Here is a 21229-nt window from a genome sequence, read left to right as displayed (position 1 = left end):
TAGGACTGCCGTCGACGCCTTCCGAAGTGGCTGTGACAGCCTTCACAGTGGGGGCGACGACGACGTCGGCGACGCTGTAGCCCGCGCCGGTGCGTCGCGGATCAGGAGGGAACAGCTATGACCAGTTCGGCCACCCGAGAGCCGGCCGGCGACGGCACCGGATCGGCGCCGGCTCCGTCGTCAGCGGCAGCCACCCGCCGGGCGATCTTCAACACGCTGCGCGGCTCGTCCGGCAACCTCGTCGAGTGGTACGACGTCTACGTCTACACGGTGTTCGCGTCGTACTTCGAGAACCAGTTCTTCGACTCCGCGGACAAGAACTCGACGCTCTACGTCTACGCGATCTTCGCGGTGACGTTCGTGATGCGCCCGGTCGGTTCGTGGTTCTTCGGCCGCTTCGCCGATCGGCGGGGCCGGCGCACGGCACTGACGTTCAGCGTCTCGCTGATGGCAGCGTGCTCCCTGGTGATCGCGCTGACACCGGGCCGGGAGAGCATCGGCGTGTGGGCAGCGGTGATCCTGGTGATGTGCCGGCTGGTCCAGGGCTTCGCCACCGGCGGTGAATACGGGACCTCCGCGACCTATATGTCCGAGGCGGCCACCCGGGAGCGGCGCGGGTTCTTCTCGTCGTTCCAGTACGTCACGCTCGTCGGCGGGCACGTGCTCGCGCAGCTGACGCTGCTGATCATGCAGACGTTCCTGGAACGCGAGCAGATTGCGGAATTCGGTTGGCGCATCGCGTTCTTCATCGGTGGGGTTGCCGCTGTGGTGGTCTTCTGGTTGCGCCGCAGCATGGACGAGTCGCTCACCACCGAGCAGCTCGACGCGGTGCGACGCGGCGAGGACCACGGTTCGGGGTCGATCCGCGAGCTGGTGACCGGGCACGGGCGGGCGCTGTTGACCTGTTTCCTGGTCACCATCGGCGGCACCATCGCGTTCTACACCTACAGCGTCAACGCGCCGGCGATCGTCAAGTCGGCCTACGAGGACCACGGCATGACGGCGACGTGGATCAACTTGGTCGGTCTGACGTTCCTCATGGTCATCCAGCCGATCGGCGGGATGATCAGCGACAAGGTGGGCCGCAAGCCCGTGCTGGTGTTCTTCGGCGTCGGAGCACTGTTCTACACCTACGTGTTGATCACCTATCTGCCCCGAACCACTTCGGTGGCAGCCTCCCTCACGCTCGTGTGCGTCGGTTACGTCATCTTGACCGGGTACACCTCGATCAATGCGATCGTGAAAGCCGAGCTGTTCCCGTCGCACATTCGCGCGCTGGGCGTGGGTCTGGGTTACGCCCTGGCCAACTCCGCGTTCGGCGGTACCGCTCCGCTGATCTATCAGGCGGCCAAGGAGGGTGGCCACGTCCCGTGGTTCATCGGCTACGTCACGGTGGTGGTCGCGGTGTCGCTCGTGGTCTATGTGTTCGTGCTGAAAAACAAGTCCGAGACACCGCTGGACCGTGAACAGGGTCGCGCGTTCATCTGACGTTCTACGCTGACGGATTGTGTCGTCTGCGTCGTCGGGGCCCCCGGTGCTGGACCGTCGGTCTGCGCTGCAGGGCATCGCGACGCTGATGGCGGGCCTGGCGGTTTCCTCGTGCGGCACCGGTGACCGGCCGCCGGTACGGCTGGCGGCCGGCGAGCCCGGCGGCTTCTTCTGGGAGTTCTCGGGCCTGCTGGCCGCGGCAGCGGACCGTGCCGGAGGGGCCCGGCTGGAGCCATTGCGCAGCGGCGGCTCGGCGGAAAACCTGGAGATGCTCCGCTCGGGACGGGCCGACCTGGCGATGAGCCTCAGTGACACCGCGCAGGACCACCCTGCGGCGGCCGACCTCACAGCGGTCGGCCGCGTGTACGAGAACTACTTCCAGGTGGCCGTGCGCCACGACTCCACCATCACATCGCCGGTGGAACTGGCGGACCGCATCGTGAGTGTCGGGGCTCCGGGTTCGGGGGCGACCACCTTGTCCGAGCGGGTGCTCGCTGCCGCCGGCCTGCCCGGCCCGGATGCCGTGCGCCGGGTACGGCAACCGATGCGTGATGCCGCGGCAGCTCTGGGCGCCGGCACGGTGGACGCGGTCATGTGGGCGGGCGGACTGCCCACACCCGCTCTCGCGGAGGCCGCCGTCGATATCCGACTGCTGGACCTGGCGGCCGCGGTCGATGCGTTGCGGCGGACGTACGGAACAATCTACGAACCAGTGTCCGTGCCCGCCAACGTCTATGGACGCCACCCCGCGGTGATCACCTTGGGCGTGGCCAACCTGCTCCTGGCGAGCCGGGACCTCGCTGATCCAGTGGCCGCTGCCATGGTGGACCTACTCCTGGATGACCCGTCCGCGCTGGTACCGGCGCAGGCGATCGGAAGCCAGTTTCTCGATGCGCAATCGTTGATCCAGACCGGCACCATCGCGCTGCACCCCGGCGCTGCCGCGGAGTATCGGCGCCGGCACGGCTGAGTCCACGGTGCTGCCGCGGAGCGGTCCGCCGGAGACCGAAATCTCCCTGGCTTCAGCCGCGCGCTACTCGACTGGGTTTCGGCTGAGACCGGGTAGGTGAATCGGTGCCGGGAGCTACGTGAGTTCAGCCAGGCGAGGCCGCGGGCTGTGCTGACTGAAGCCACGTACCAAGGGAGCCCTACTTCATCTGGAAGTTGGGGGCGCGCTTCTCCTTGAAGGCCAGCGGACCTTCCTTGGCGTCATCGCTGAGGAACACCGGGATGCCGTTGGCGGTATCGGGTTTGAAGGCGTCGAGCTCATGCATGCCCTCGGTCTCGCGGATGGTCTTCAGGATCGCCTGCACGGCCAGCGGTCCGTTGTTGTTGATGATCTCGGCGATATCCAGGGCCTTGTCCAGTGCGGTGCCGTCGGGCACCACGTGACCGATCAGCCCGTACTCCAGGGCCTGGGCCGCGGTGATGTGGCGGCCGGTCAACAGCATGTCGCAGGCGATGGTGTACGGAATCTGGCGCACCAGGCGTACCGCGGAGCCGCCCATCGGGTACAGGCTCCACTTGGCCTCGGAGATGCCGAACTTCGCGCTCTCGCCGGCGACCCGGATATCGGTGCCCTGCAGGATTTCGGTACCGCCGGCAATGGCAGGCCCTTCGACCGCGGCGATGAGCGGCTTGGTCAGACGACGGCCCTTCAGCAGACCGTCGATGCGTGACGGGTCGTAGCTACCGTCCTTGAAGGAGTCGCCCGGCGGCTTCTTGGTGGCGCCCTTGAGATCCATGCCCGCGCAGAAGTAGCCGCCGGCACCGGTCAGGATGCAGGTCCGGATCTCCGGATCGCTGTCCACCCGATCCCAGGCCTCGACCATTATCGAGAGCATCTCGGTGGACAGCGCGTTGCGTGCCTCCGGCCGGTTCAAGGTCACGATCAGCGTGTGTCCGCGCTGCTCAATGAGGGCGTCGGGGGTTCCGTTTGCTTCGCTCATGGGCGTCCGCCTCCTTGCGTTCGTGACCCGGACTTGTCTCGAAATGTAACACGTTCTAGTTTAGGGACATGGCCCTGAACATCGCCGATCTCGCCGAGCACTCAATCGACGCCGTCCCGGACCGCGTCGCCCTGATATGTGGTGACGAACAACTGACCTACGCCCAGCTGGAGGACAAGGCCAATCGCCTGGCCCACTACCTGCAGGACCAGGGCGTGAAGAAGGACGACAAGGTCGGCCTGTACTGCCGCAACCGGATCGAGATCGTGATCGGGATGCTCGGCATCGTCAAGGCCGGGGCGATCCTGGTCAACGTCAACTTCCGCTATGTCGAGGGCGAACTCAAGTACCTCTTCGACAACTCCGACATGGTCGCGCTGATCCACGAGCGCCGTTACGCGGACCGGGTCGCCAACGTGCTGCCCGAGACACCGAACGTCAAGACCGTACTGGTCGTCGAGGACGGGTCCGACGACGACTACCAGCGCTACGGCGGAGTCGAGTTCGAGGCCGCACTGGCCCAGGGCTCGCCGGAACGCGATTTCGGCCCGCGCAGCGAAGACGACATCTACCTGCTCTACACCGGCGGCACCACCGGCTTCCCCAAGGGCGTGATGTGGCGCCACGAGGACATCTACCGGGTGCTGTTCGGTGGCACCGACTTCGCCACCGGCGAGCCCATCGCCGACGAGTACGACCTGTCCAAGCAGGCCGCGGCCAACGCGCCCATGGTGCGGCTGCCCATCCCGCCGATGATCCACGGCGCCACCCAGTCGGCCACCTGGATGGCGCTGTTCTCCGGTCAGACCGTGGTACTGACACCGGAGTTCGACGCCGACCAGGTGTGGCGTCTGATCCACGACCACAAGGTCAATCTGCTCTTCTTCACCGGCGACGCGATGGCGCGCCCGCTGCTCGATGCCCTGCTCGCGCACCAGGATGAGGGCAACACGTACGACCTGTCGTCGCTGTTCCTGCTGGCCAGCACGGCGGCGCTGTTCTCCACCAGCCTGAAGGAGAAGTTCCTCGAGCTGCTGCCCAACCGTGTCATCACCGACTCGATCGGATCGTCGGAGACCGGCTTCGGTGGGACCAGCATCGTGGCCAAGGGGCAGTCGCACACCGGCGGTCCCCGGGTCACCATCGACAAGAACACCAAGGTGCTCGACGAGGACGGTAACGAGGTCGTGCCGGGCTCGGGCGTGCGCGGCATCATCGCCAAGAGCGGCCACATCCCGGTCGGCTACTTCAAGGACGAGAAGAAGACCGCCGAGACGTTCCGCACGTACAACGGTGTGCGCTACGCGATTCCGGGCGACTACGCCGAGGTCGAAGCCGACGGCAGCGTGACGATGCTGGGACGAGGCTCGGTGTCGATCAACAGCGGCGGCGAGAAGATCTACCCCGAAGAGGTCGAGGCCGCGCTCAAGGGTCATCCCGATGTGTTCGACGCGCTCGTGGTCGGCGTGCCCGACGAACGGTTCGGCCAGCACGTCGCGGCCGTCGTGCAGGCGCGCGAGGGGACCCGGCCGACGCTGGCCGACCTGGATGCGTTCGTGCGCAGCGAGATCGCGGGATACAAAGTGCCGCGCAGTCTTTGGTTGGTCGACGAGGTGAAGCGGTCACCCGCGGGCAAGCCGGACTACCGGTGGGCCAAGGACACCACCGAGGAACGCCCGGCCGACGAAGTTCATTCAAAGCACGGACAGGCCAGCCAGGCGGGAGCCGCATCATGAGAACCGAACTGTGTGAGCGGTTCGGGATCGAATACCCGATCTTCGTCTTCACCCCGTCGGAGAAGGTGGCCGCCGCGGTGAGCAAGGCCGGCGGTCTCGGCGTGTTGGGCTGTGTGCGGTTCAACGATGCCGACGATCTGGAGAACGTCCTGCAGTGGATGGACGCCAATACCGACGGCAAGCCCTACGGCGTGGACATCGTGATGCCGGCCAAGGTGCCCACCGAGGGCACCAGCGTGGACATCAACAAGCTGATCCCGCAGACCCACCGCGATTTCGTGGCCAAGACGCTCGCCGACCTCGGCGTGCCCCCGCTGCCCGAGGATGAGGAGAAGTCCGAGGGCGTGCTGGGCTGGCTGCATTCGGTGGCCCGCAGCCACGTCGATGTGGCCCTCAAGCATCCGATCAAGCTGATCGCCAACGCACTGGGCTCGCCGCCCAAGGACGTCATCGACCAGGCTCACGCCGCCGGCGTGCCGGTGGCCGCACTGGCCGGCAGCGCCAAACACGCTCTGCGCCATGCCGAGAACGGCGTGGACATCGTCGTCGCCCAGGGTCACGAGGCCGGCGGGCACACCGGTGAGATCGGGTCGATGGTGTTGTGGCCCGAGATCGTCGACGCGCTCGACGGCAAGGCCCCGGTGCTCGCGGCCGGCGGTATCGGCACCGGGCGTCAGGTGGCCGCGGCGCTGGCGCTGGGGGCACAGGGCGTCTGGATGGGCTCGGCGTTCCTGACCTCCGCCGAGTACGACCTCGGCGTGCGGCAGGACTCCGGGGTGTCGACCATCCAGCAGGCCATGCTCGATGCCACCTCCAGCGACACGGTGCGCCGCAAGATCTACACCGGCAAGCCGGCCCGGCTGCTCAAGAGCCGCTGGACCGACGCCTGGGATGCCGAGAACGCACCCGACCCGCTGCCGATGCCGCTGCAGAACATCCTCGTCAGCGAGGCCCATCAGCGGATGAACGAATCGTCGGATCCGACCGCCGTCGCGATGCCGGTCGGTCAGATCGTGGGCCGGATGAACGAGATCCGGCCCGTCGCCGACATCATCGGTGAACTGGTCAGCGGATTCGAGGAGGCCACCAAGCGCCTCGACGGGATCGCCGAAAGCTAGCGCCCGGGCAGCTTCTGCACCAGCTGGATCATCGGGTTCAGCGCCTTCTGCCACAGCGTCTGTGAGATCCCCAGCGGGGCATCGAGGTTGATCACCCGCGCGGTGGAGACGGTTTGGGATTCGGTGTACTTGAGTATTCCGTCCGCGCCGTGCCTGCGGCCGACGCCGGAGGCCTTCATCCCGCCCATCGGGGCGGCGGTGCTGCCGAACGCCAGGGCGTACCCCTCGTCGACGTTGACGGTGCCGGCCTGCAGTCGCGCGGCGATCGCCTCGCCCTCGGCCTTGCTGCCCGCCCAGACACTGGCATTCAGCCCGTATTCGGTGTCGTTGGCCCGCTCGATGGCCTCCTCGACATCGGCCACCGGATAGATCGAGACCAGCGGACCGAAGGTCTCGTTGCGCCCGCATTCCATCTCGTCGGTCACCTCGGTGAGCACGGTGGGCTCGTAGAACAGCGGGCCGAGGTCGGGACGGGCATTGCCGCCGGCGATCACTTTGGCGCCCTTGACCTTTGCATCATCGACATGGTTCGACATGGTCTTGACCTGGTCCTCGGACATCAGGCTGCCCATATCGCCGGTGAAGTCGTAGGCCGTGGACAGACGCATGTTCCGGACCCGGTCGCCGAACTTGGCGGTGAACTCGTCGGCGACCTCGCGTTCGACGTAGATGCGTTCGATGGAGATGCAGAGCTGCCCGGCGTTGGAGAAACAGGCCCGGGTGGCGGCCTTGGCGGCCACGTCGATGTTCGCGTCCTTGGTGACGATCATCGGGTTCTTGCCGCCCAGTTCGGCGGAGAAACCGATGAGGCGACGTCCGCACTGTTCGGCCAGGGTGCGCCCGGTGGCCGTGGAACCGGTGAACATCAGGTAGTCACAGTGCTCCACGATGGCAGTGCCCACCACCGAGCCCGGCCCGGGTACCACCGCGAAGACCTCGCGGGGAACGCCTGCGGCATAGAGCAATTCGGCATTGGCCAGCGTGCAGTACGGGGTTTGGCTGTCGGGCTTGACCACCACCGCGTTGCCGGCCAGCAGCGCCGGTATGGAGTCCGAGATCGACAGCGCCATCGGATAGTTCCACGGCGAGATGACACCGATGACACCCTTGGGCCAGTGGTTGACGACGGTCTTGACCAGGCCGGGCAACAGGCCCTGAACACGCTTGGGGGCCAGCAGCCTGTTCGCCTCACGCGCGTAGTAGCGCGCGTTGAGCATGATGTCGAGGATCTCCTCCTGGGCGGCCGCCCGCGCCTTCCCGGTCTCGGCCTGCGCCACGTCCATCAGGAAGTCGCGGTGCTCGATGACCAGGCTGCGGAAGCGCTCCATGATGGCGGCGCGCTCGCGCGCCGGGCGGGCGGCCCAGCCAACCTGTGCCGCACGGGCCTTCGCGAACGCGGCGGAGACATCCTCGGTGGTGCCGACCGGAATGGTGGTGAGTTCCCTGCCGGTGAACACCTCGTAGATATGCCGGGATTGGCGGGCGTCGATGTCCTCGATGGCGCACAACGCCCGGAGGCGGGCGAAGTCGGTGGCGGACGGAGCGGGCATGGCAAACTCTCCCTACTGGTGAGTAACTTGCTGGTGGCGCCCAACATACCTGGTACCGGCGGTTCCGGCCAAGGCCGATGCGGTTGAATCTGGGGCATGACGGGACGGCCACGGGACGCCTCCATCGATGAGCGCGTGCTGGCCGTGACGCGGGAACTGCTGGTCGAGGTCGGTTGGGACGATCTGAGCGTGCGGTTGGTGGCCACCCGCGCCGGGGTCGGGCGGGCAAGCCTGAATCGGCGCTGGTCCTCCAAGGCCGAACTGGTACTGCACGCGATTCTCGGCGAGACCCCCGATATGTCGCCGTTCTCGGGCACCGACCTGGCGGGGTGGATCGAATGGGTGGTGCGCGGCAGTCACCTGTTGTTCGGTCGCCCCGATGTCAGGGCGGCGGTGCCCGGTCTGTTGCTGGCGCTGCGGGAGGACGATGAGATGCGTAGGGCGCTGTGGGACGGGTTCAGCGGACCGGCGATCGAGCTCTTTGCCGCACAGGGCTACGGCGCCGAGGTGGATGCGCGCGCGGCGCTGGCCATGGCGGCGGGGGCGGCGTTGTTCGTCACCACCGTCGCCGTCGACGATGACGCGCCGGTGCTGCAGGACCGGCTGGTGCAGATGCTGTGCACCGCCCTGGGCGCCTCACCGCCCAAATGAGTCGATGATCGCGCGCTGTGGTGAACGCCAGCCGGCCAGGCCGAGATCGGTGAGCGTGTGCCCGTCATCGGTCGGGGTCGCCGCGGTCAGCAGCGTCGCCGCCTCGTGGCTGAGACCGTCGCCGAGCGGCACGACGCGGCTGCATTGATCGGCGATCCAGCCGATGCCTCGAAAAAGTCTGGGGGAAAGCGGTATTCGCCGAATGCGGCGGCCCGATCCCCGCTCGAGCGCGTCGACCATCGCGTCGAACGTCAGCATGACGCCACCGCATACATAGCGCCGGGGTCCGCGTCCTGCACACATCAGCGCGGCGTGCACCTCGGCGACGTCGCGCACGTCGATCATCTGCATGCCGCCGGGCATGCGCGGTGCGGCACCGGCCCGCACCATCGGGCCCCAGCCGCGTTCGGTCACCCCGGCGGCGGTCCAGAAGGCGGGGCCGACAACGCTGGACGGGTAGGTGACGACCACCGGTGCGCCGCGTTCCTGCAGCCGCCGCGCGACCCGGTCGGCATAGGCCTTGGTCTGGGCGTACGGGCTGCGTCCCGGTGCGGTGGGTGTGTCGGCGGTGATCACGCCATCCGGTGGTGGGAAGAGTGCGCTGTAGCTGCTCACCGAGACGACCGGATCCAGCCCGGCCGCCACGGCATGCGTCAGCACCGCCTCGGTGGCGTGGGCGTTGATGTCCCACATCAGGGCCTCACGCCGGCGGTCGGTGCCGACCACCCCGGCGGCATGGATGACGGCATCGCACCCGTCCAGCAGGCGTGCGACTGTGCCGTCCGCCCGGATGTCGCCGTGCAGGACGTCCACGTCGCCGAGCGCGGCGAGGTGTGGGATCACCGGGGCGTCGGCGCAACCCGGGGCGACGAGCAGCCGGATCTGATGCCCGGCTTCGAGCAGGCCGCGGACGGTGTGGGCGCCCAGATAGCCGGTGCCCCCGGTGATCGCGATGCGCATGTGGCCCTCCTGCTATATTTCGATGCCAATGGTATCGAAAGCATTCGCGCCGGGGACTCTGGGTCCGCTGTTGCTGAAAAACAGGTTCGTCAAAGCCGCGACCTTCGAGGGTGTGATGGCCCGTGGCCAGGTCAGTGACGCGCTCATCGAGTTCCACGCCGGTGTGGCGCGCGGCGGTGCGGCGATGACCACCGTTGCCTATCTGGCGATCTCACCGGGAGGTCGGGTGCACCGCGACACCATCGTGCTGGATGCCGCCCAGGTGCCGGCGCTGCGCCGACTGACCGACGTGGTGCACGCCGAAGGTGCTTTGGCATGTGCTCAGATCGGGCATGCCGGGCTGGTCGCCAATACGCTGTCCAACCGCACCCCGTCGCTGGCGCCGAGCACCCGGTTCAGCGCTCCCGCGATGGGCCGGGTCAAGGCCGCCACCGCCGCCCAGCTCGAGGCCGTGGTCGAGGAGTTCGGCGCCGCGGCCCGCCATGCGGTCGAGGCCGGGTTCGATGCCATCGAGATCCACATGGGTCACGGCTATCTCCTCAGTTCGTTCTTCAGCCCGAACCTCAATCGCCGCACCGACGAATTCGGCGGGGACACTGCCCGACGCGCCGAGTTGGCCCGTCGGGTGGCCGAGCGGGTACGGGCCTGCGCGGGCGAATCCGTCGCCGTGACAGCCAAATTCAACATGGACGACGGTGTGCGCGGGGGCTTCTGGCTCACCGACAGCGTGCCGACCGCCCGGCTGCTGCAGTCCGATGGGCACCTCGACGCGTTGCAACTCACCGGGGGCAGTTCGCTGCTCAACCCGATGTACTACTTCCGCGGACCGGTGCCCATGGCCGAGTTCATCGCCTCCCAACCGGCGCCGGTCGGGGTCGGGCTACGGGTCATCGGCAGGCGACTGTTCCGCGAGTACCCGTTCGAGGAGGCCTTCTTCCTGCCGCAGGCCCGCCAGTTCCGCGAGGCACTGGACATGCCGCTGATCCTGCTGGGCGGTATCAACGAGCTGGACACCGTGCACGGCGCCCTGGCGGAGGGCTTCGGCTTCGTGGCGATGGCCCGTGCGCTGTTGCGGGATCCCGGACTGGTCAACCGGTTCCGGGACGAGACCGCGACCGCCGGACTGTGCGTGCACTGCATGAAATGCATGCCGACGGTCTATAGCGGAACCCGCTGCGTCATCCGATAATCACCGGGTGGCCGAACGGATCGTTGTGGTGCGGTGGACCCCCGCGCTGGCCGCGGGCATCCTGGCGGTGACCGCCACGTTGTGGATGGTCCCGCTGGCCTATCTGCTCCTCGGGTCCTACCAGGGGACGGACCTCGCGCTGCGTTGGGCAGGGGTGGCGGTACTGGCCGTGCCGTTCCTCTGGGTGGCCTGGCGAGTCCCGAAGACGGTGCGCGGCATGGGCCTGACGGTGGATGCCGCCGGTATCCACCCCTTCGACGGCGCCACGACGGACACCATCGGATGGCATGAGATCGCCGGTGTGGGATTCGGATCGTACGCGGGAACCTTTCGCGGTCTGCAGACCACCACGATGGCGGGACTGGAGATCTACCTGATCGATGCGACCCACGCCGCACGTCATCCGCGGCTACGTGGTGACTGGCAGGAGATCCCCGCCCCGGCACCAGGACTGTCGGCTGGCTGCTTCCGCTACACGGTGTCCCCGTACAGCGATGCCGGCGCCCGCGTGGAAGCTGCGGTGCGCCGGCATCGTCCACAGCTGTGGCTCGGGCCGTTCCTGCATGGGCAGGATTAGGGCGTGATGACCGTCTCGGAGTCGATGATATCGGTTGCCGCGCCGACGATATCGGCCTGATCCTCGGTGCCGTCCGCGTTGAGCTGCAGGACATAGAGGCCGTCGGCGCCCGGGATCACCACCGTCTTCTGCGCCACGATCTTGGTCAGACCGTCCTGGATCCAGGTGCCACCGAGCTGGAAGGCCGGATACTCACCGAGGGTGCTGACCGCGCCCTCGTTCCAGCCTTCGTAGTCCGGCAGGTTCTGCAACTCGCCACCGGCCAGATCGATGATCCGCTGCGGATCGACGTTGCCGGTCAGCTTGGAGACGATCGCGACGATGCTCGGCGTGTACTCGGCGGCCTCGGGGCCGGTGTAGACGATTGCGCCATAGGCCCATTCGGGCGTATCGGAACCGGCATCCTCCCACCCGTCGGGGAAGGGCAGGTCGATGGTCGGCGACCCCGGATCGCCACGCTGGACCGGGGTTTCCTGGATGCCGTTCTCCTGGATGTAGCTGGCGATCGTCTCGTTCGGCCCGGATCCCTCGGTGACCTCGTCGCGCGGGGCGACCTTGGGCTTCGTTGTCTCCGGCGCGGATTCGCTCGTCGATTCTTCCGAAGACTCCGCGGCGCTGGTCTTGGCGGACCCCTCGGTGGTCTTGGTATCCGAGCCGCAACCGGACAGGATCAAGCCCAATGTGGTGGCTATTGCTGCAACACCGGCAACTGCAGATGTCTTCATCATGAACCCCTCGTTGTGAAAGTCTTGTTGATGGCAAACACTTGCCATGATCATTCGTCCGGAAGCGTAGCCCAGAAATCGCTGCTACATGGTAGGTAGAAGTACTCAAAAAATGCGCCCAGACAGGTATCGACGGCGACAGCAAATCTTCCTACGGTGTTCTCAGCCGGGCCCGAGCACGTACTGACCGGACTCCGGGTGCCGGTACCAGCCACCGGCGGCCTGCGTCCCGCCGTCGACATGAATCGTCTGGCCGGTCACGTAACCGGACAGATCCGAGGCCAGGAACACGGCGGCACCGGCCATTTCGTCGACGTGACCCCCACGCCCCATCGGTACCATCCGCCCCGCATCCCGCAGACGTTGCGGCCCGGTCATCGCCGCGAGCCCCTCGGTCACGGTGAAATCCGGAGCCAGACCGTTGACCCGAATGCCGTGTTCGGCCAGTTCGAGCGCGGCGGTCCTGGTGTAGTTGATGACACCGGCCTTCGCCGCGGCATACGCCGCGTAACCGGGTGCGGCGCGAACCCCTTCGATCGAGGTGATGTTGATGATGCTGCCGCCGTCGGCCGCCTCGACCATGACCCGGGCGACCCGCTGTGTGCACAGGAACACATGCCGGAGATTGGCCCGGTACAACGCATCCCAACCGTTCTCGGAAGTCTCCAGCAGCGGTGAGCCGAAGGTGCCGCCGGCGTTGTTGACCAGGATCTGGGGCGGCCCGAGTTGCTCGACGGTGCGAGCCAGCGCCGCATCCACCTGTGCGGAATCCCGGACATCGGTCACCAGGGCAAGCCCGCCGGTCTCGGTCGCCGCCGCGGCGGCGCTCGTCTCGTCGCGTTCCCAGATCGCCACCGTGGCGCCGAAGGCTGCCAGGCCGGCCGCGATACCCCGGCCGATGCCCGAGCCGCCTCCGGTGACGACCGCGACGCGGCCGACCAGGGACACGGCGGATGGGGTGATGGGCATGCCCGGACAATAGCCCGCCCGACGTGCGGACGATGCTGAGAAGCCGTGGATTCCCCGCGATCTACTTCGTGTTCGCGCCGATCGGGTACACCGGATCGGCGCAGGCGGTCGCCTGCGCGGACAGCTCGCGTTTGAGCACCTTGAAGGTCTCGGTGCGGGGCAGCTCGGTGGCCACCCGGACGAACGACGGCCACTGCTTCGGCCCGAGATCGGGCTGCTCGTCCAGGAACCCGCGGAATGCGTCGGCATCGAACCTCGCGCCACCGGCGAGCACCACCGCGGCCATCACGCGGTCGCCGACCGCCGGGTCCGGGATCGGGTACACGGCGACCTCGACGATGTCGATATGCCGCAACAGGATCCGCTCGATGGGTGCGGTGCCCAGGTTTTCGCCGTCCACCCGCATCCAATCGCCGAGCCGTCCGGCGAAGTAGATGTAGCCGGCTTCGTCGCGGTAGGCCAGGTCCCCGGTGTGATAGACACCGCCGGCCATCCGGTCGGCCTCGGCGTCGGGGGAGTTGTAGTAGCCACGAAACCAACCAGCGCCGGTCGGATTCACCAACTCACCGACCACGCCGGGTGCACACGGCTGCCCGGTCTCGACGTCGAGGATCGCCACCTCGTCGGTCAGCGGTCCCAGCGAGCCGTCCGGGGTGTCGGGGGTGCGCGCGATCGCCACACCGCCTTCGGTGGAACCGAACCCGTCGACCACCCGGACGCCGAAACGTGCCGCGAAGCGGGGCAGATCGCGGGGTGCGGCCTCGTTGCCATACAGGAACTTCAGTGGATTGTCGGCATCATCGGGTCGTTCGGGGGTCGCCAGGATGTAGGACAGTGGCTTGCCGACATAGTTGGCGTAGGTGGCTCCGTAACGCCGTACGTCGGAAATGAAGTGTGATGCGGAGAATCTGCGGCGCAGGGCAATCGAGGCGCCGGCGGCCACCGCCACCGACCAGCCGGCCATGATCGCATTGGAGTGGAACAGCGGCATGGACAGATAACAGGTGTCCTCGGGTCCCAGCCCGAACCGCTCGGCAAGCATCCGCCCGGGGAAGGCGACCTTGTCATGGGTCACCCGCACCGCCTTGGGCTCACCGCTGGTCCCGGAGGTGAAGATCAGCATGAACAGGTCATCGCCGGAAAGGTCGGCGAAGGCCACCGGTTCGCCGGCATACCCGGCGAGCTCGGCGGCCCACGAGGGTGATTCGACGTCGATGAAGTCGACCCCGGCCGGAACCAGGCTCGCATCGTCGGTGAGGACCAGCTGGCAGTCGGCCCTGGCGATATCGGAGGCCAACGCCGCGCCGCGACGGGTGGGGTTCAGTCCCACCGGGACCAGGCCCCGCAGTCCGGCGGCCACCAACAGCATCGAGAAGAACGACGTGTTGCCGAGCAGCGCGCCGATATGCGGGGGCCGGGACGGATCCAGCCGGGCCTCCAGCGCCGCCGCCAGCTGGGCGCCGGACGCGATGTGGTCACGCCAGCTGCTGAACGAGTCTCCTTCGTAGACACCACGGTCAGTGACGTCGATCAGTGGCGCCAGTAGTTCGGTGACGGTGGGACCGAGGTTTCGGGTCACTGGCTAGACGGGGGTGTCGGCCAGCTCACGGCCGATCCGCAGCAACTGCCCTGTCGCCCCACCGACCGCGAACTCGGTCTGCTTGGCGGCCAGGAAGTACCGGTGGATGGGGTGATCCATGTCGATCCCGACCCCGCCGTGCACGTGTACCGCGGTATGGGCGACCCGGTGGCCGGCATCGGCCGCCCAGAACGCGGCGCTGGCCACGTCGATATCGGCAGGCAGATCCTCGGACAACCGCCAGGCGGCCTGGGTGAGTGTCGAGCGCAGCGCCTTGACGTCGATATAGCCGTCGGCCAGCCGTGCCGAGACCGCCTGGAAGCTGCCGATCGGGCGATCGAACTGCTCACGCTCGCGGGCGTACACCGCGGTGAGCTCCAGGGCGCGCTCCAGCACGCCGAGCTGGAATGCGGTGCGGCCCAGCGCTGCCCGCACGGTGAGCCAGTCGAGCACCTCGCCGTCTCCGATGACGCGATCGGCGTCAACGCTCGTGCCACCGAGCTCAAGGTGCCCGACGGCACCGTGACCGGTGGTGTCCAGCGTGCTCAGCGTGACGGCGGGATCCGCGGCGGTCACCAGGAAGACCTTGGTACCCGCGTCGGTCTCGGCGGGAACCAGGAAGGCGTCGGCCACCGGACCGTAGGCCACCTGGGTCCGCGAGCCGGTCAGCCGGAACCCGGGACCCTCAGGGCCTTCAACGGATGCAGCCTGGACCGGGCCCTGGCCCATCTCGCCGTCCAGCGCCACCGTGACGATCTTGCTGCCGTTGACGGCGGGCACCGCCCACTCCCGCTGCAGCGCTTCGGATGCGAACCTCTCCAGCGCTCCGGCGGCGAGCACGGCCGATTCCAGGTAGGGGACCGCCGACAGTTGCCGTCCCAGCGCGGTCAGCACGGCCGCCTGCTCCAAGACGCCGAATCCGCCGCCGCCCAGGGACTCCGGGGCGGCGGTGGACAGGATGTCGGCCTCGATCAGCTTGGCCCACAGGTCGCGGTCGAAGCGTTCGTCGAGCCCGTCGAGCACGCGCTGGTGCTCGGGGGTGACCACCGATTCGGTGATGGTGCGCACCAGGCCGCCGAGATCGACGGAGGCTTCGGTAGGGGTGAAGTCCATGTCTGTTCCTTAACGGTTCACTCGGGGCAGGCCGAGTGCGACCATGCCGATGATGTCGCGCTGGATCTCGTTGGTGCCGCCGCCGAAGGTCAGGATCAGGCAGGAGCGGTGCATGCGCTCGACCCGCCCGCGCAGCAACGCACCCGGCGACCCGGTCCGCAGCGTCGCCGAGGTACCGAGCACCTCCATCAGCAGGCGGTAGGCCTCGGTGGCGAGTTCGGTCCCGAACACCTTGGCCGCGGACGCATCCGCCGGGGACGGCGCATTGTCATCGGAGGCGGACGCGAGTTCCCAGTTGATGAGCTTGAGCACCTCGGCCTTGGCGTGCACCCGGGCCAGGTTGAGCTGAACCCATTCGGAGTCGATCATGCGCTTGCCGTGCACGTCCTTGGTGTTCTGCGCCCATTCGCGAACACCGTTGAGCGCGACGAAGATCGGTTGGGCCGACACCAGCGCGACCCGCTCGTGGTTGAGCTGGTTGGTGACCAGCTTCCAGCCGGCATTCTCCTCGCCGACCAGCGCGCTGGTCGGCACCCGGACATCCTGGTAGTAGGTGGCGCTGGTGTCGACACCGGACATGGTGTGCACCGGGGTCCAGGAGAAGCCCTCGGCGGTGGTCGGCACGATCAGCATCGAGATGCCGCGGTGCTTCTTGGCTTCCGGGTTGGTGCGCACCGCCAGCCATACGTAATCGGCGTACGCGATCAGGCTGGTCCACATCTTCTGACCGTTGATGACGTATTCGTCACCGCTGCGCACGGCGGTGGTGCGCAGCGAGGCAAGGTCGGTGCCCGCGCCCGGCTCGGAGTAGCCGATGGAGAAATGCAACTGGCCGGCCGCGATCTTGGGCAGGAAGAACTGCTTCTGCTCCTCGGTGCCGAAATGCATGATGGTCGGCGCGACCGAGTTGATGGTGAGGAACGGCACCGGCACATTGGCGATGGAGGCTTCGTCGTTGAAGATCAGGCCGTCCATCGGTGGGCGCGCCTGGCCGCCGTACTCCTTGGGCCAGGACAGTGTCAGCCAGCCGTCCTTGCCCATCTGCTCGACGGTTTCGCGGTAGACATTGCCGCGCCCCATCTCGCCATCGCTGGCCGCCAGCGCCTCGGCCCGCTCCGGAGTCATCAGTTTCTGGAAGTACGACCGCAGTTCGCGGCGCAACTCCTCCTGCTCGGCGGTATAACCGATCCGCATGGGGACGTCCTCACTGTTCGGGGTTGGTTGCCGGTGCACCGGCGGGCACATGGTGGTACCCGTCCATCTGTCTCGTTGTAACACGTTCTAGTCTTGCGGTCCAGGGCGGTATTGTCGGACAGCACAGGGACAGCCCGCCCTGACCCGGAGTGCGAGGAGGTTGTCATGCACGTAGAAGTCGATCGTGACCGCTGCGAAGGCAATGCGGTGTGTCTCGGTATCGCCCCCGACCTGTTTGATCTCGATGACGATGACTACGCGGTGGTGAAGGCCGACCCGGTGCCCGCCGACCAGGAGGACCTGGCCGAGCAGTCCATCGCAGAATGCCCACGGGCCGCCCTGATCCGAAAAGACTAAAGAAACTAGAGGTATTCGTACAGTGGCTCCAGACACCGCAACGAACGAAAATCCGATCGACCTGTCCGGCAGGGTCGCCGTCGTCACCGGCGCGGCCGCGGGTCTCGGCCGTGCCGAGGCGATCGGGCTGGCCCGCGCCGGCGCGACGGTCGTGGTCAACGACATGGCCGGCGCACTGGACTCCTCCGATGTGCTCGCCGAGATCGAGGCCGCCGGGTCCAAGGGTGTGGCGGTGGCCGGCGATATCAGCGCCCGTAGCACCGCAGACGAACTGGTGGAGACCGCGGATCGGCTGGGCGGCCTGAGCATCGTGGTCAACAACGCCGGTATCACCCGGGACCGCATGCTGTTCAACATGTCCGACGATGACTGGGACGCGGTGATCGCCGTGCACCTCCGTGGTCATTTCCTGCTGACCCGCAATGCCGCGACCTACTGGAAGGCCAAGGCCAAGGAGTCTGCCGATGGTCAGGTGTACGGCCGGATCATCAACACCTCGTCGGAGGCCGGCATCGCGGGACCGGTGGGGCAGGCCAACTATGGCGCGGCGAAGGCGGGTATCACCGCCCTGACCCTGTCGGCGGCGCGTGGCCTGAGCCGGTACGGCGTGCGTGCCAACGCGATCGCGCCGCGCGCGCGTACGGCGATGACCGCCGATGTGTTCGGCGACGCGCCCGACCTCGGCGAGGGTCAGGTCGACGCGCTGTCACCCGAACACGTCGTCACACTGGTGAGCTATCTGGCGTCCCCGGCTTCGGACCGGGTGAACGGTCAGCTGTTCATCGTCTACGGCCCGACGGTCACCCTGGTGGCCGCGCCGGTGGCTGCGCAGCGTTTCGACGCGCGCGGCGACGCCTGGGACCCGGCGGCGCTCAGCGCGGCGCTGGGGGACTTCTTTGCTGAGAGGGATCCGGAAATAGGATTCTCGGCTACTGAACTAATGGGTTCTTGAGTTTCGAGAACCTCATATCCACCCGTTCCGGAGCTGATAGAACACGTTCTAGAATGATGCCGATCACACCGGCTGTGACCAGGAAAAATGGGGAATTTCCACGAAGATTGTGGTTCTTTGACACTGTGAACGTGTTCTAGTTACTATGAGCCCGCTCACTAAGCGCAACGTGCACATCAGGGGTGGAAAGACCGCCAGGGCGGACAGATTCCGGCTATTGTCGGGTTCTTCGCCAGTGCGGGACGCCAACCCCGTTCGAGAATGGAGTCGAGGTTGATCGAACAGCTTGCGGCTCCGGCGCGGGCCGTGGGTGGGTTCGTGGAAATGACCATCGACACCTTCGTCAAGATGTGGCGTCGGCCCTTCCAGTTCCGCGAATTTCTGGATCAGACGTGGATGATCGCGCGGGTGTCGTTGGTCCCGACGCTCCTGGTGTCCATCCCGTTCACGGTTCTGGTCGCCTTCACGCTCAACATCCTCCTTCGCGAGATCGGCGCGGCCGACCTGTCCGGCGCGGGCACCGCTTTCGGCACCATCACCCAGCTCGGACCGGTGGTGACCGTGCTGGTGGTCGCCGGCGCCGGTGCCACCGCGATCTGTGCCGATCTCGGCGCACGCACCATCCGTGAAGAGATCGACGCGATGCGCGTGCTGGGCATCGATCCGATCCAGCGACTCGTGGTGCCCCGCGTGCTCGCCTCGACCGTGGTGGCGGTGCTGCTCAATGGTCTCGTGTGCGCCATCGGCCTGTCCGGCGGGTACGTGTTCTCGGTGTTCCTGCAGGGCGTCAACCCGGGAGCGTTCATCAACGGGCTGACCATCCTGACCGGACTCGGTGAGCTCGTGCTCGCCATGTTCAAGGCCCTGCTGTTCGGCCTGCTGGCCGGTCTGGTCGGCTGCTACCGGGGTCTGACCGTGAAGGGCGGCCCCAAGGGGGTGGGTATCGCGGTGAACGAGACCGTGGTCTACGCCTTCATCTGCCTGTTCGTCGTCAACGTCATCCTGACCGCCGTCGGCGTCCGGGTCCTGGAGCGGTAGGCGTAGACGATGAGTTACGACGCGACACTTCGGTTTCGGCGGTTCTTCAGTGGTGTGCCCCGGGCCGTGGACAACATCGGTGAGCAGGCGCTGTTCTACGGCGAGTCACTGCGCTACATCCCGAACGCCCTGACCCGGTACCGCAAGGAGACCATCCGACTGGTCGCCGAGATGACCATGGGCACAGGCGCACTGGTCATGATCGGCGGAACGGTCGGGGTCGCGGCCTTTCTCACGCTGGCCTCCGGCGGTGTCATCGCCGTGCAGGGCTACTCCTCGCTGGGCAATATCGGCATCGAGGCACTGACCGGATTCCTCTCGGCGTTCCTCAACGTCCGCATCATCGCCCCGGTGATCGCCGGGATCGCGCTGGCGGCCACCATCGGTGCCGGCACCACGGCACAGCTGGGTGCCATGCGGGTGGCTGAGGAGATCGACGCCGTGGAAGCCATGGCGGTGCACGCGGTGTCGTATCTGGTGTCGACCCGGATCATCGCCGGACTGATCGCCATCGTGCCGCTGTACTCGTTGTCCGTACTGGCGGCGTTCTTCGCGGCACGATTCACCACCGTCTTCATCAACGGGCAGAGTGCGGGCCTGTACGACCACTACTTCAACACCTTCCTCATACCCACCGATCTGCTGTGGTCGTTCCTGCAGGCGATCGTCATGTCGATCGCGGTCATGCTGGTGCACACCTACTACGGCTACAACGCCTCCGGCGGCCCGGTCGGCGTCGGCATTGCGGTCGGCCAGGCCGTGCGTACCTCGCTGATCGTCGTCGTCACCATCACCCTGTTCATCTCACTCGCCGTGTACGGCGCGTCCGGCAACTTCAACCTCTCCGGGTAGGCCACGGATGTCCGACGGAAACGCCAAACGCAGTCATGTCAGGATCGCCGCCGCGATCCTGGCGACGCTGATCGTCCTCGCCGTGCTGTTCACCTATCTGTTCTTCACCGCGGCGTTCACCCCCACCGACACCGTCACCGTGACTTCGCAGCGGGCCGGCCTGGTGATGGAACGGGATGCCAAGGTCAAGTACCGCGGTATCCAGGTCGGCAAGGTCAGCGCGATCGCCTACGCGGGGGATCAGGCGGAGCTGACGCTGTCGATCGACCGCAACCAGATGCGCTTCATCCCGTCCAACGCCATCGTGAAGATCGGCGGCACCACGGTTTTCGGCGCGAAGTCGGTGGAGTTCCTTCCCCCCGAGGACCCCCGCGACACCCCGTTGCGGGCCGGTACCAGCATCGCGGCCGCCGACGTGCAGCTTGAGGTCAACACACTGTTCCAGACCCTCACCGATGTGCTGCACAAGATCGACCCGATCAACCTGAATGCCACGATGACCGCGCTGGGCGAAGGCCTGCGCGGCAACGGTGACAACGCCGGTGCCGCCATGGCCGGGCTGAACAGCTATCTGGCCCAGCTCAATCCGAAACTGCCGACGCTGGCCGAAGACTTCCGCAAGACCGCCATCGTGGCCGATATCTACGGTGACGCCGGACCCGATCTGGCCACCATCCTGGACAACGCCCCCCGGCTGGCCCAGACGATCGTCGATGAGCAGGACAATCTCAACGCCGCGCTGCTGGCGGCCACCGGTTTCGCCGAGAACGGCACCGCCACATTGGAACCGGCCGCCGATGACTACATCGCCGCGATCCAGCGGATGCGTGCGGTGCTCAAGGTGGCCGGCGACTACTCGCCGGTGATCGGTTGCACGCTGCAGGGTACGTCGAAGGCACTGGACACCTTCGCCCCCGTCATCGGCGGTATCCGGCCCGGTCTGTTCGTGGCCTCCAACTTCCTGCCCGGTGCGCCGTCCTACACCTACCCCGAGAGCCTGCCCGTGGTGAACGCGTCGGGCGGACCCAACTGCCGCGGACTGCCCGATGTCCCGGGCAAGCAACTCGGCGGGTCCTGGTACCACACACCGTTCCTGGTGACCGACAACGCCTACGTGCCCTACCAGCCGAACACCGAACTCCAGTTCAACGCGCCCTCGACACTGCAGTTCCTGTTCAACGGCGCATTCGCGGAACGGGATGACTTCTAGTGAATCAACGCAGAACCCTCAT

20 protein-coding genes are annotated in these 21229 nt (G+C 66.9%); 12 read left to right on the top strand and 8 right to left on the bottom strand.

Going from position 1 to position 21229, the window contains the following annotated elements; all coding sequences use genetic code 11:
* The first annotated feature begins 117 nt into the window (after positions 1-117).
* Entirely contained in the window at positions 118-1488 is a 1371-nt protein-coding gene (locus C6A86_RS25025; RefSeq protein WP_311100910.1) for an MFS transporter, read from the top strand.
* 46 nt (positions 1489-1534) lie between these two features.
* Entirely contained in the window at positions 1535-2458 is a 924-nt protein-coding gene (locus C6A86_RS25020; protein WP_105361414.1) for a TAXI family TRAP transporter solute-binding subunit, read from the top strand.
* A gap of 178 nt (positions 2459-2636) precedes the next feature.
* On the opposite strand, the gene C6A86_RS25015 is transcribed toward C6A86_RS25020, so the two are convergent.
* Positions 2637-3437 (bottom strand): crotonase/enoyl-CoA hydratase family protein, encoded by an 801-nt coding sequence (locus C6A86_RS25015; protein ID WP_311100909.1) that lies wholly within the window; start codon positions 3435-3437, stop codon positions 2637-2639.
* 68 nt (positions 3438-3505) lie between these two features.
* Here C6A86_RS25015 and C6A86_RS25010 point away from each other — a divergent pair, with 68 nt between their 5' ends.
* Complete coding sequence (locus tag C6A86_RS25010; RefSeq protein ID WP_105362355.1) at positions 3506-5173, top strand: acyl-CoA synthetase; 1668 nt, start codon at positions 3506-3508, stop codon at positions 5171-5173.
* Positions 5170-6291, top strand: coding sequence for a nitronate monooxygenase family protein (locus C6A86_RS25005; RefSeq protein ID WP_105362354.1), 1122 nt, complete (start codon positions 5170-5172; stop codon positions 6289-6291). The genes C6A86_RS25010 and C6A86_RS25005 overlap by 4 nt, the downstream gene beginning before the upstream one ends.
* On the opposite strand, the gene C6A86_RS25000 is transcribed toward C6A86_RS25005, so the two are convergent.
* Entirely contained in the window at positions 6288-7841 is a 1554-nt protein-coding gene (locus C6A86_RS25000) for a succinic semialdehyde dehydrogenase (RefSeq protein WP_105362353.1), read from the bottom strand. The genes C6A86_RS25005 and C6A86_RS25000 overlap by 4 nt on opposite strands.
* A gap of 96 nt (positions 7842-7937) precedes the next feature.
* On the opposite strand from C6A86_RS25000, the gene C6A86_RS24995 reads away from it, so the two are divergent.
* A complete protein-coding gene (locus C6A86_RS24995) occupies positions 7938-8492 on the top strand; it encodes a TetR/AcrR family transcriptional regulator (RefSeq protein ID WP_105362352.1) in 555 nt (184 codons plus the stop codon).
* Here the strand turns inward: C6A86_RS24995 and C6A86_RS24990 are convergent.
* The gene (locus tag C6A86_RS24990) at positions 8478-9452 is read right to left on the bottom strand and encodes an NAD-dependent epimerase/dehydratase family protein (protein ID WP_105362351.1); all 975 of its coding nucleotides are present in this window, start codon (positions 9450-9452) and stop codon (positions 8478-8480) included. The genes C6A86_RS24995 and C6A86_RS24990 overlap by 15 nt on opposite strands.
* 28 nt (positions 9453-9480) lie before the next feature.
* On the opposite strand from C6A86_RS24990, the gene C6A86_RS24985 reads away from it, so the two are divergent.
* Complete coding sequence (locus C6A86_RS24985) at positions 9481-10641, top strand: NADH:flavin oxidoreductase (RefSeq protein WP_105362350.1); 1161 nt, start codon at positions 9481-9483, stop codon at positions 10639-10641.
* Positions 10642-10648: 7 nt separating this feature from the next.
* On the top strand, positions 10649-11218 hold the full coding sequence (locus C6A86_RS24980) for a hypothetical protein (protein WP_233212917.1): 570 nt from the start codon (positions 10649-10651) through the stop codon (positions 11216-11218).
* Here the strand turns inward: C6A86_RS24980 and C6A86_RS24975 are convergent.
* The 5 genes from C6A86_RS24975 to C6A86_RS24955 all read right to left on the bottom strand — a co-directional run bounded on the left by C6A86_RS24975 (position 11215) and on the right by C6A86_RS24955 (position 16798).
* Complete coding sequence (locus C6A86_RS24975; RefSeq protein WP_105362356.1) at positions 11215-11943, bottom strand: LpqN/LpqT family lipoprotein; 729 nt, start codon at positions 11941-11943, stop codon at positions 11215-11217. The two genes, C6A86_RS24980 and C6A86_RS24975, sit on opposite strands and share 4 nt — an antisense overlap.
* Before the next feature lie 162 nt (positions 11944-12105).
* Positions 12106-12912, bottom strand: a complete 807-nt coding sequence (locus C6A86_RS24970) for an SDR family NAD(P)-dependent oxidoreductase (protein WP_105362349.1) — start codon at positions 12910-12912, stop codon at positions 12106-12108.
* 61 nt (positions 12913-12973) lie between these two features.
* Complete coding sequence (gene fadD17, locus C6A86_RS24965) at positions 12974-14491, bottom strand: long-chain-fatty-acid--CoA ligase FadD17 (RefSeq protein ID WP_105362348.1); 1518 nt, start codon at positions 14489-14491, stop codon at positions 12974-12976.
* A 3-nt stretch (positions 14492-14494) separates the two neighbouring features.
* Positions 14495-15604, bottom strand: coding sequence for an acyl-CoA dehydrogenase family protein (locus C6A86_RS24960; RefSeq protein WP_105362347.1), 1110 nt, complete (start codon positions 15602-15604; stop codon positions 14495-14497).
* A gap of 9 nt (positions 15605-15613) precedes the next feature.
* Positions 15614-16798, bottom strand: a complete 1185-nt coding sequence (locus tag C6A86_RS24955; protein WP_105362346.1) for an acyl-CoA dehydrogenase family protein — start codon at positions 16796-16798, stop codon at positions 15614-15616.
* A gap of 165 nt (positions 16799-16963) precedes the next feature.
* Here C6A86_RS24955 and C6A86_RS24950 point away from each other — a divergent pair, with 165 nt between their 5' ends.
* From C6A86_RS24950 to C6A86_RS24930, 5 genes are all read left to right on the top strand, one after another.
* Positions 16964-17155, top strand: coding sequence for a ferredoxin (locus tag C6A86_RS24950; protein WP_083059533.1), 192 nt, complete (start codon positions 16964-16966; stop codon positions 17153-17155).
* Between the two features lie 22 nt (positions 17156-17177).
* Positions 17178-18107 (top strand): 3-oxoacyl-ACP reductase, encoded by a 930-nt coding sequence (locus C6A86_RS24945; RefSeq protein WP_311100908.1) that lies wholly within the window; start codon positions 17178-17180, stop codon positions 18105-18107.
* A gap of 273 nt (positions 18108-18380) precedes the next feature.
* Positions 18381-19145: an ABC transporter permease gene (locus C6A86_RS24940; protein WP_105362237.1), complete on the top strand. Its 765-nt coding sequence runs from the start codon at positions 18381-18383 to the stop codon at positions 19143-19145.
* Positions 19146-19154: 9 nt separating this feature from the next.
* The gene (locus tag C6A86_RS24935) at positions 19155-19997 is read left to right on the top strand and encodes an ABC transporter permease (RefSeq protein WP_105362229.1); all 843 of its coding nucleotides are present in this window, start codon (positions 19155-19157) and stop codon (positions 19995-19997) included.
* Between the two features lie 7 nt (positions 19998-20004).
* Complete coding sequence (locus C6A86_RS24930) at positions 20005-21207, top strand: MCE family protein (RefSeq protein WP_105362230.1); 1203 nt, start codon at positions 20005-20007, stop codon at positions 21205-21207.
* Positions 21208-21229: the final 22 nt, after the last annotated feature.

The sequence above is a fragment of the Mycobacterium sp. ITM-2016-00316 genome, assembly GCF_002968335.2.
GTDB lineage: Bacteria > Actinomycetota > Actinomycetes > Mycobacteriales > Mycobacteriaceae > Mycobacterium.
The sequence above is the reverse complement of the archived record's forward strand: the minus strand, read 5'-3'. Positions and strand labels throughout refer to the sequence as shown.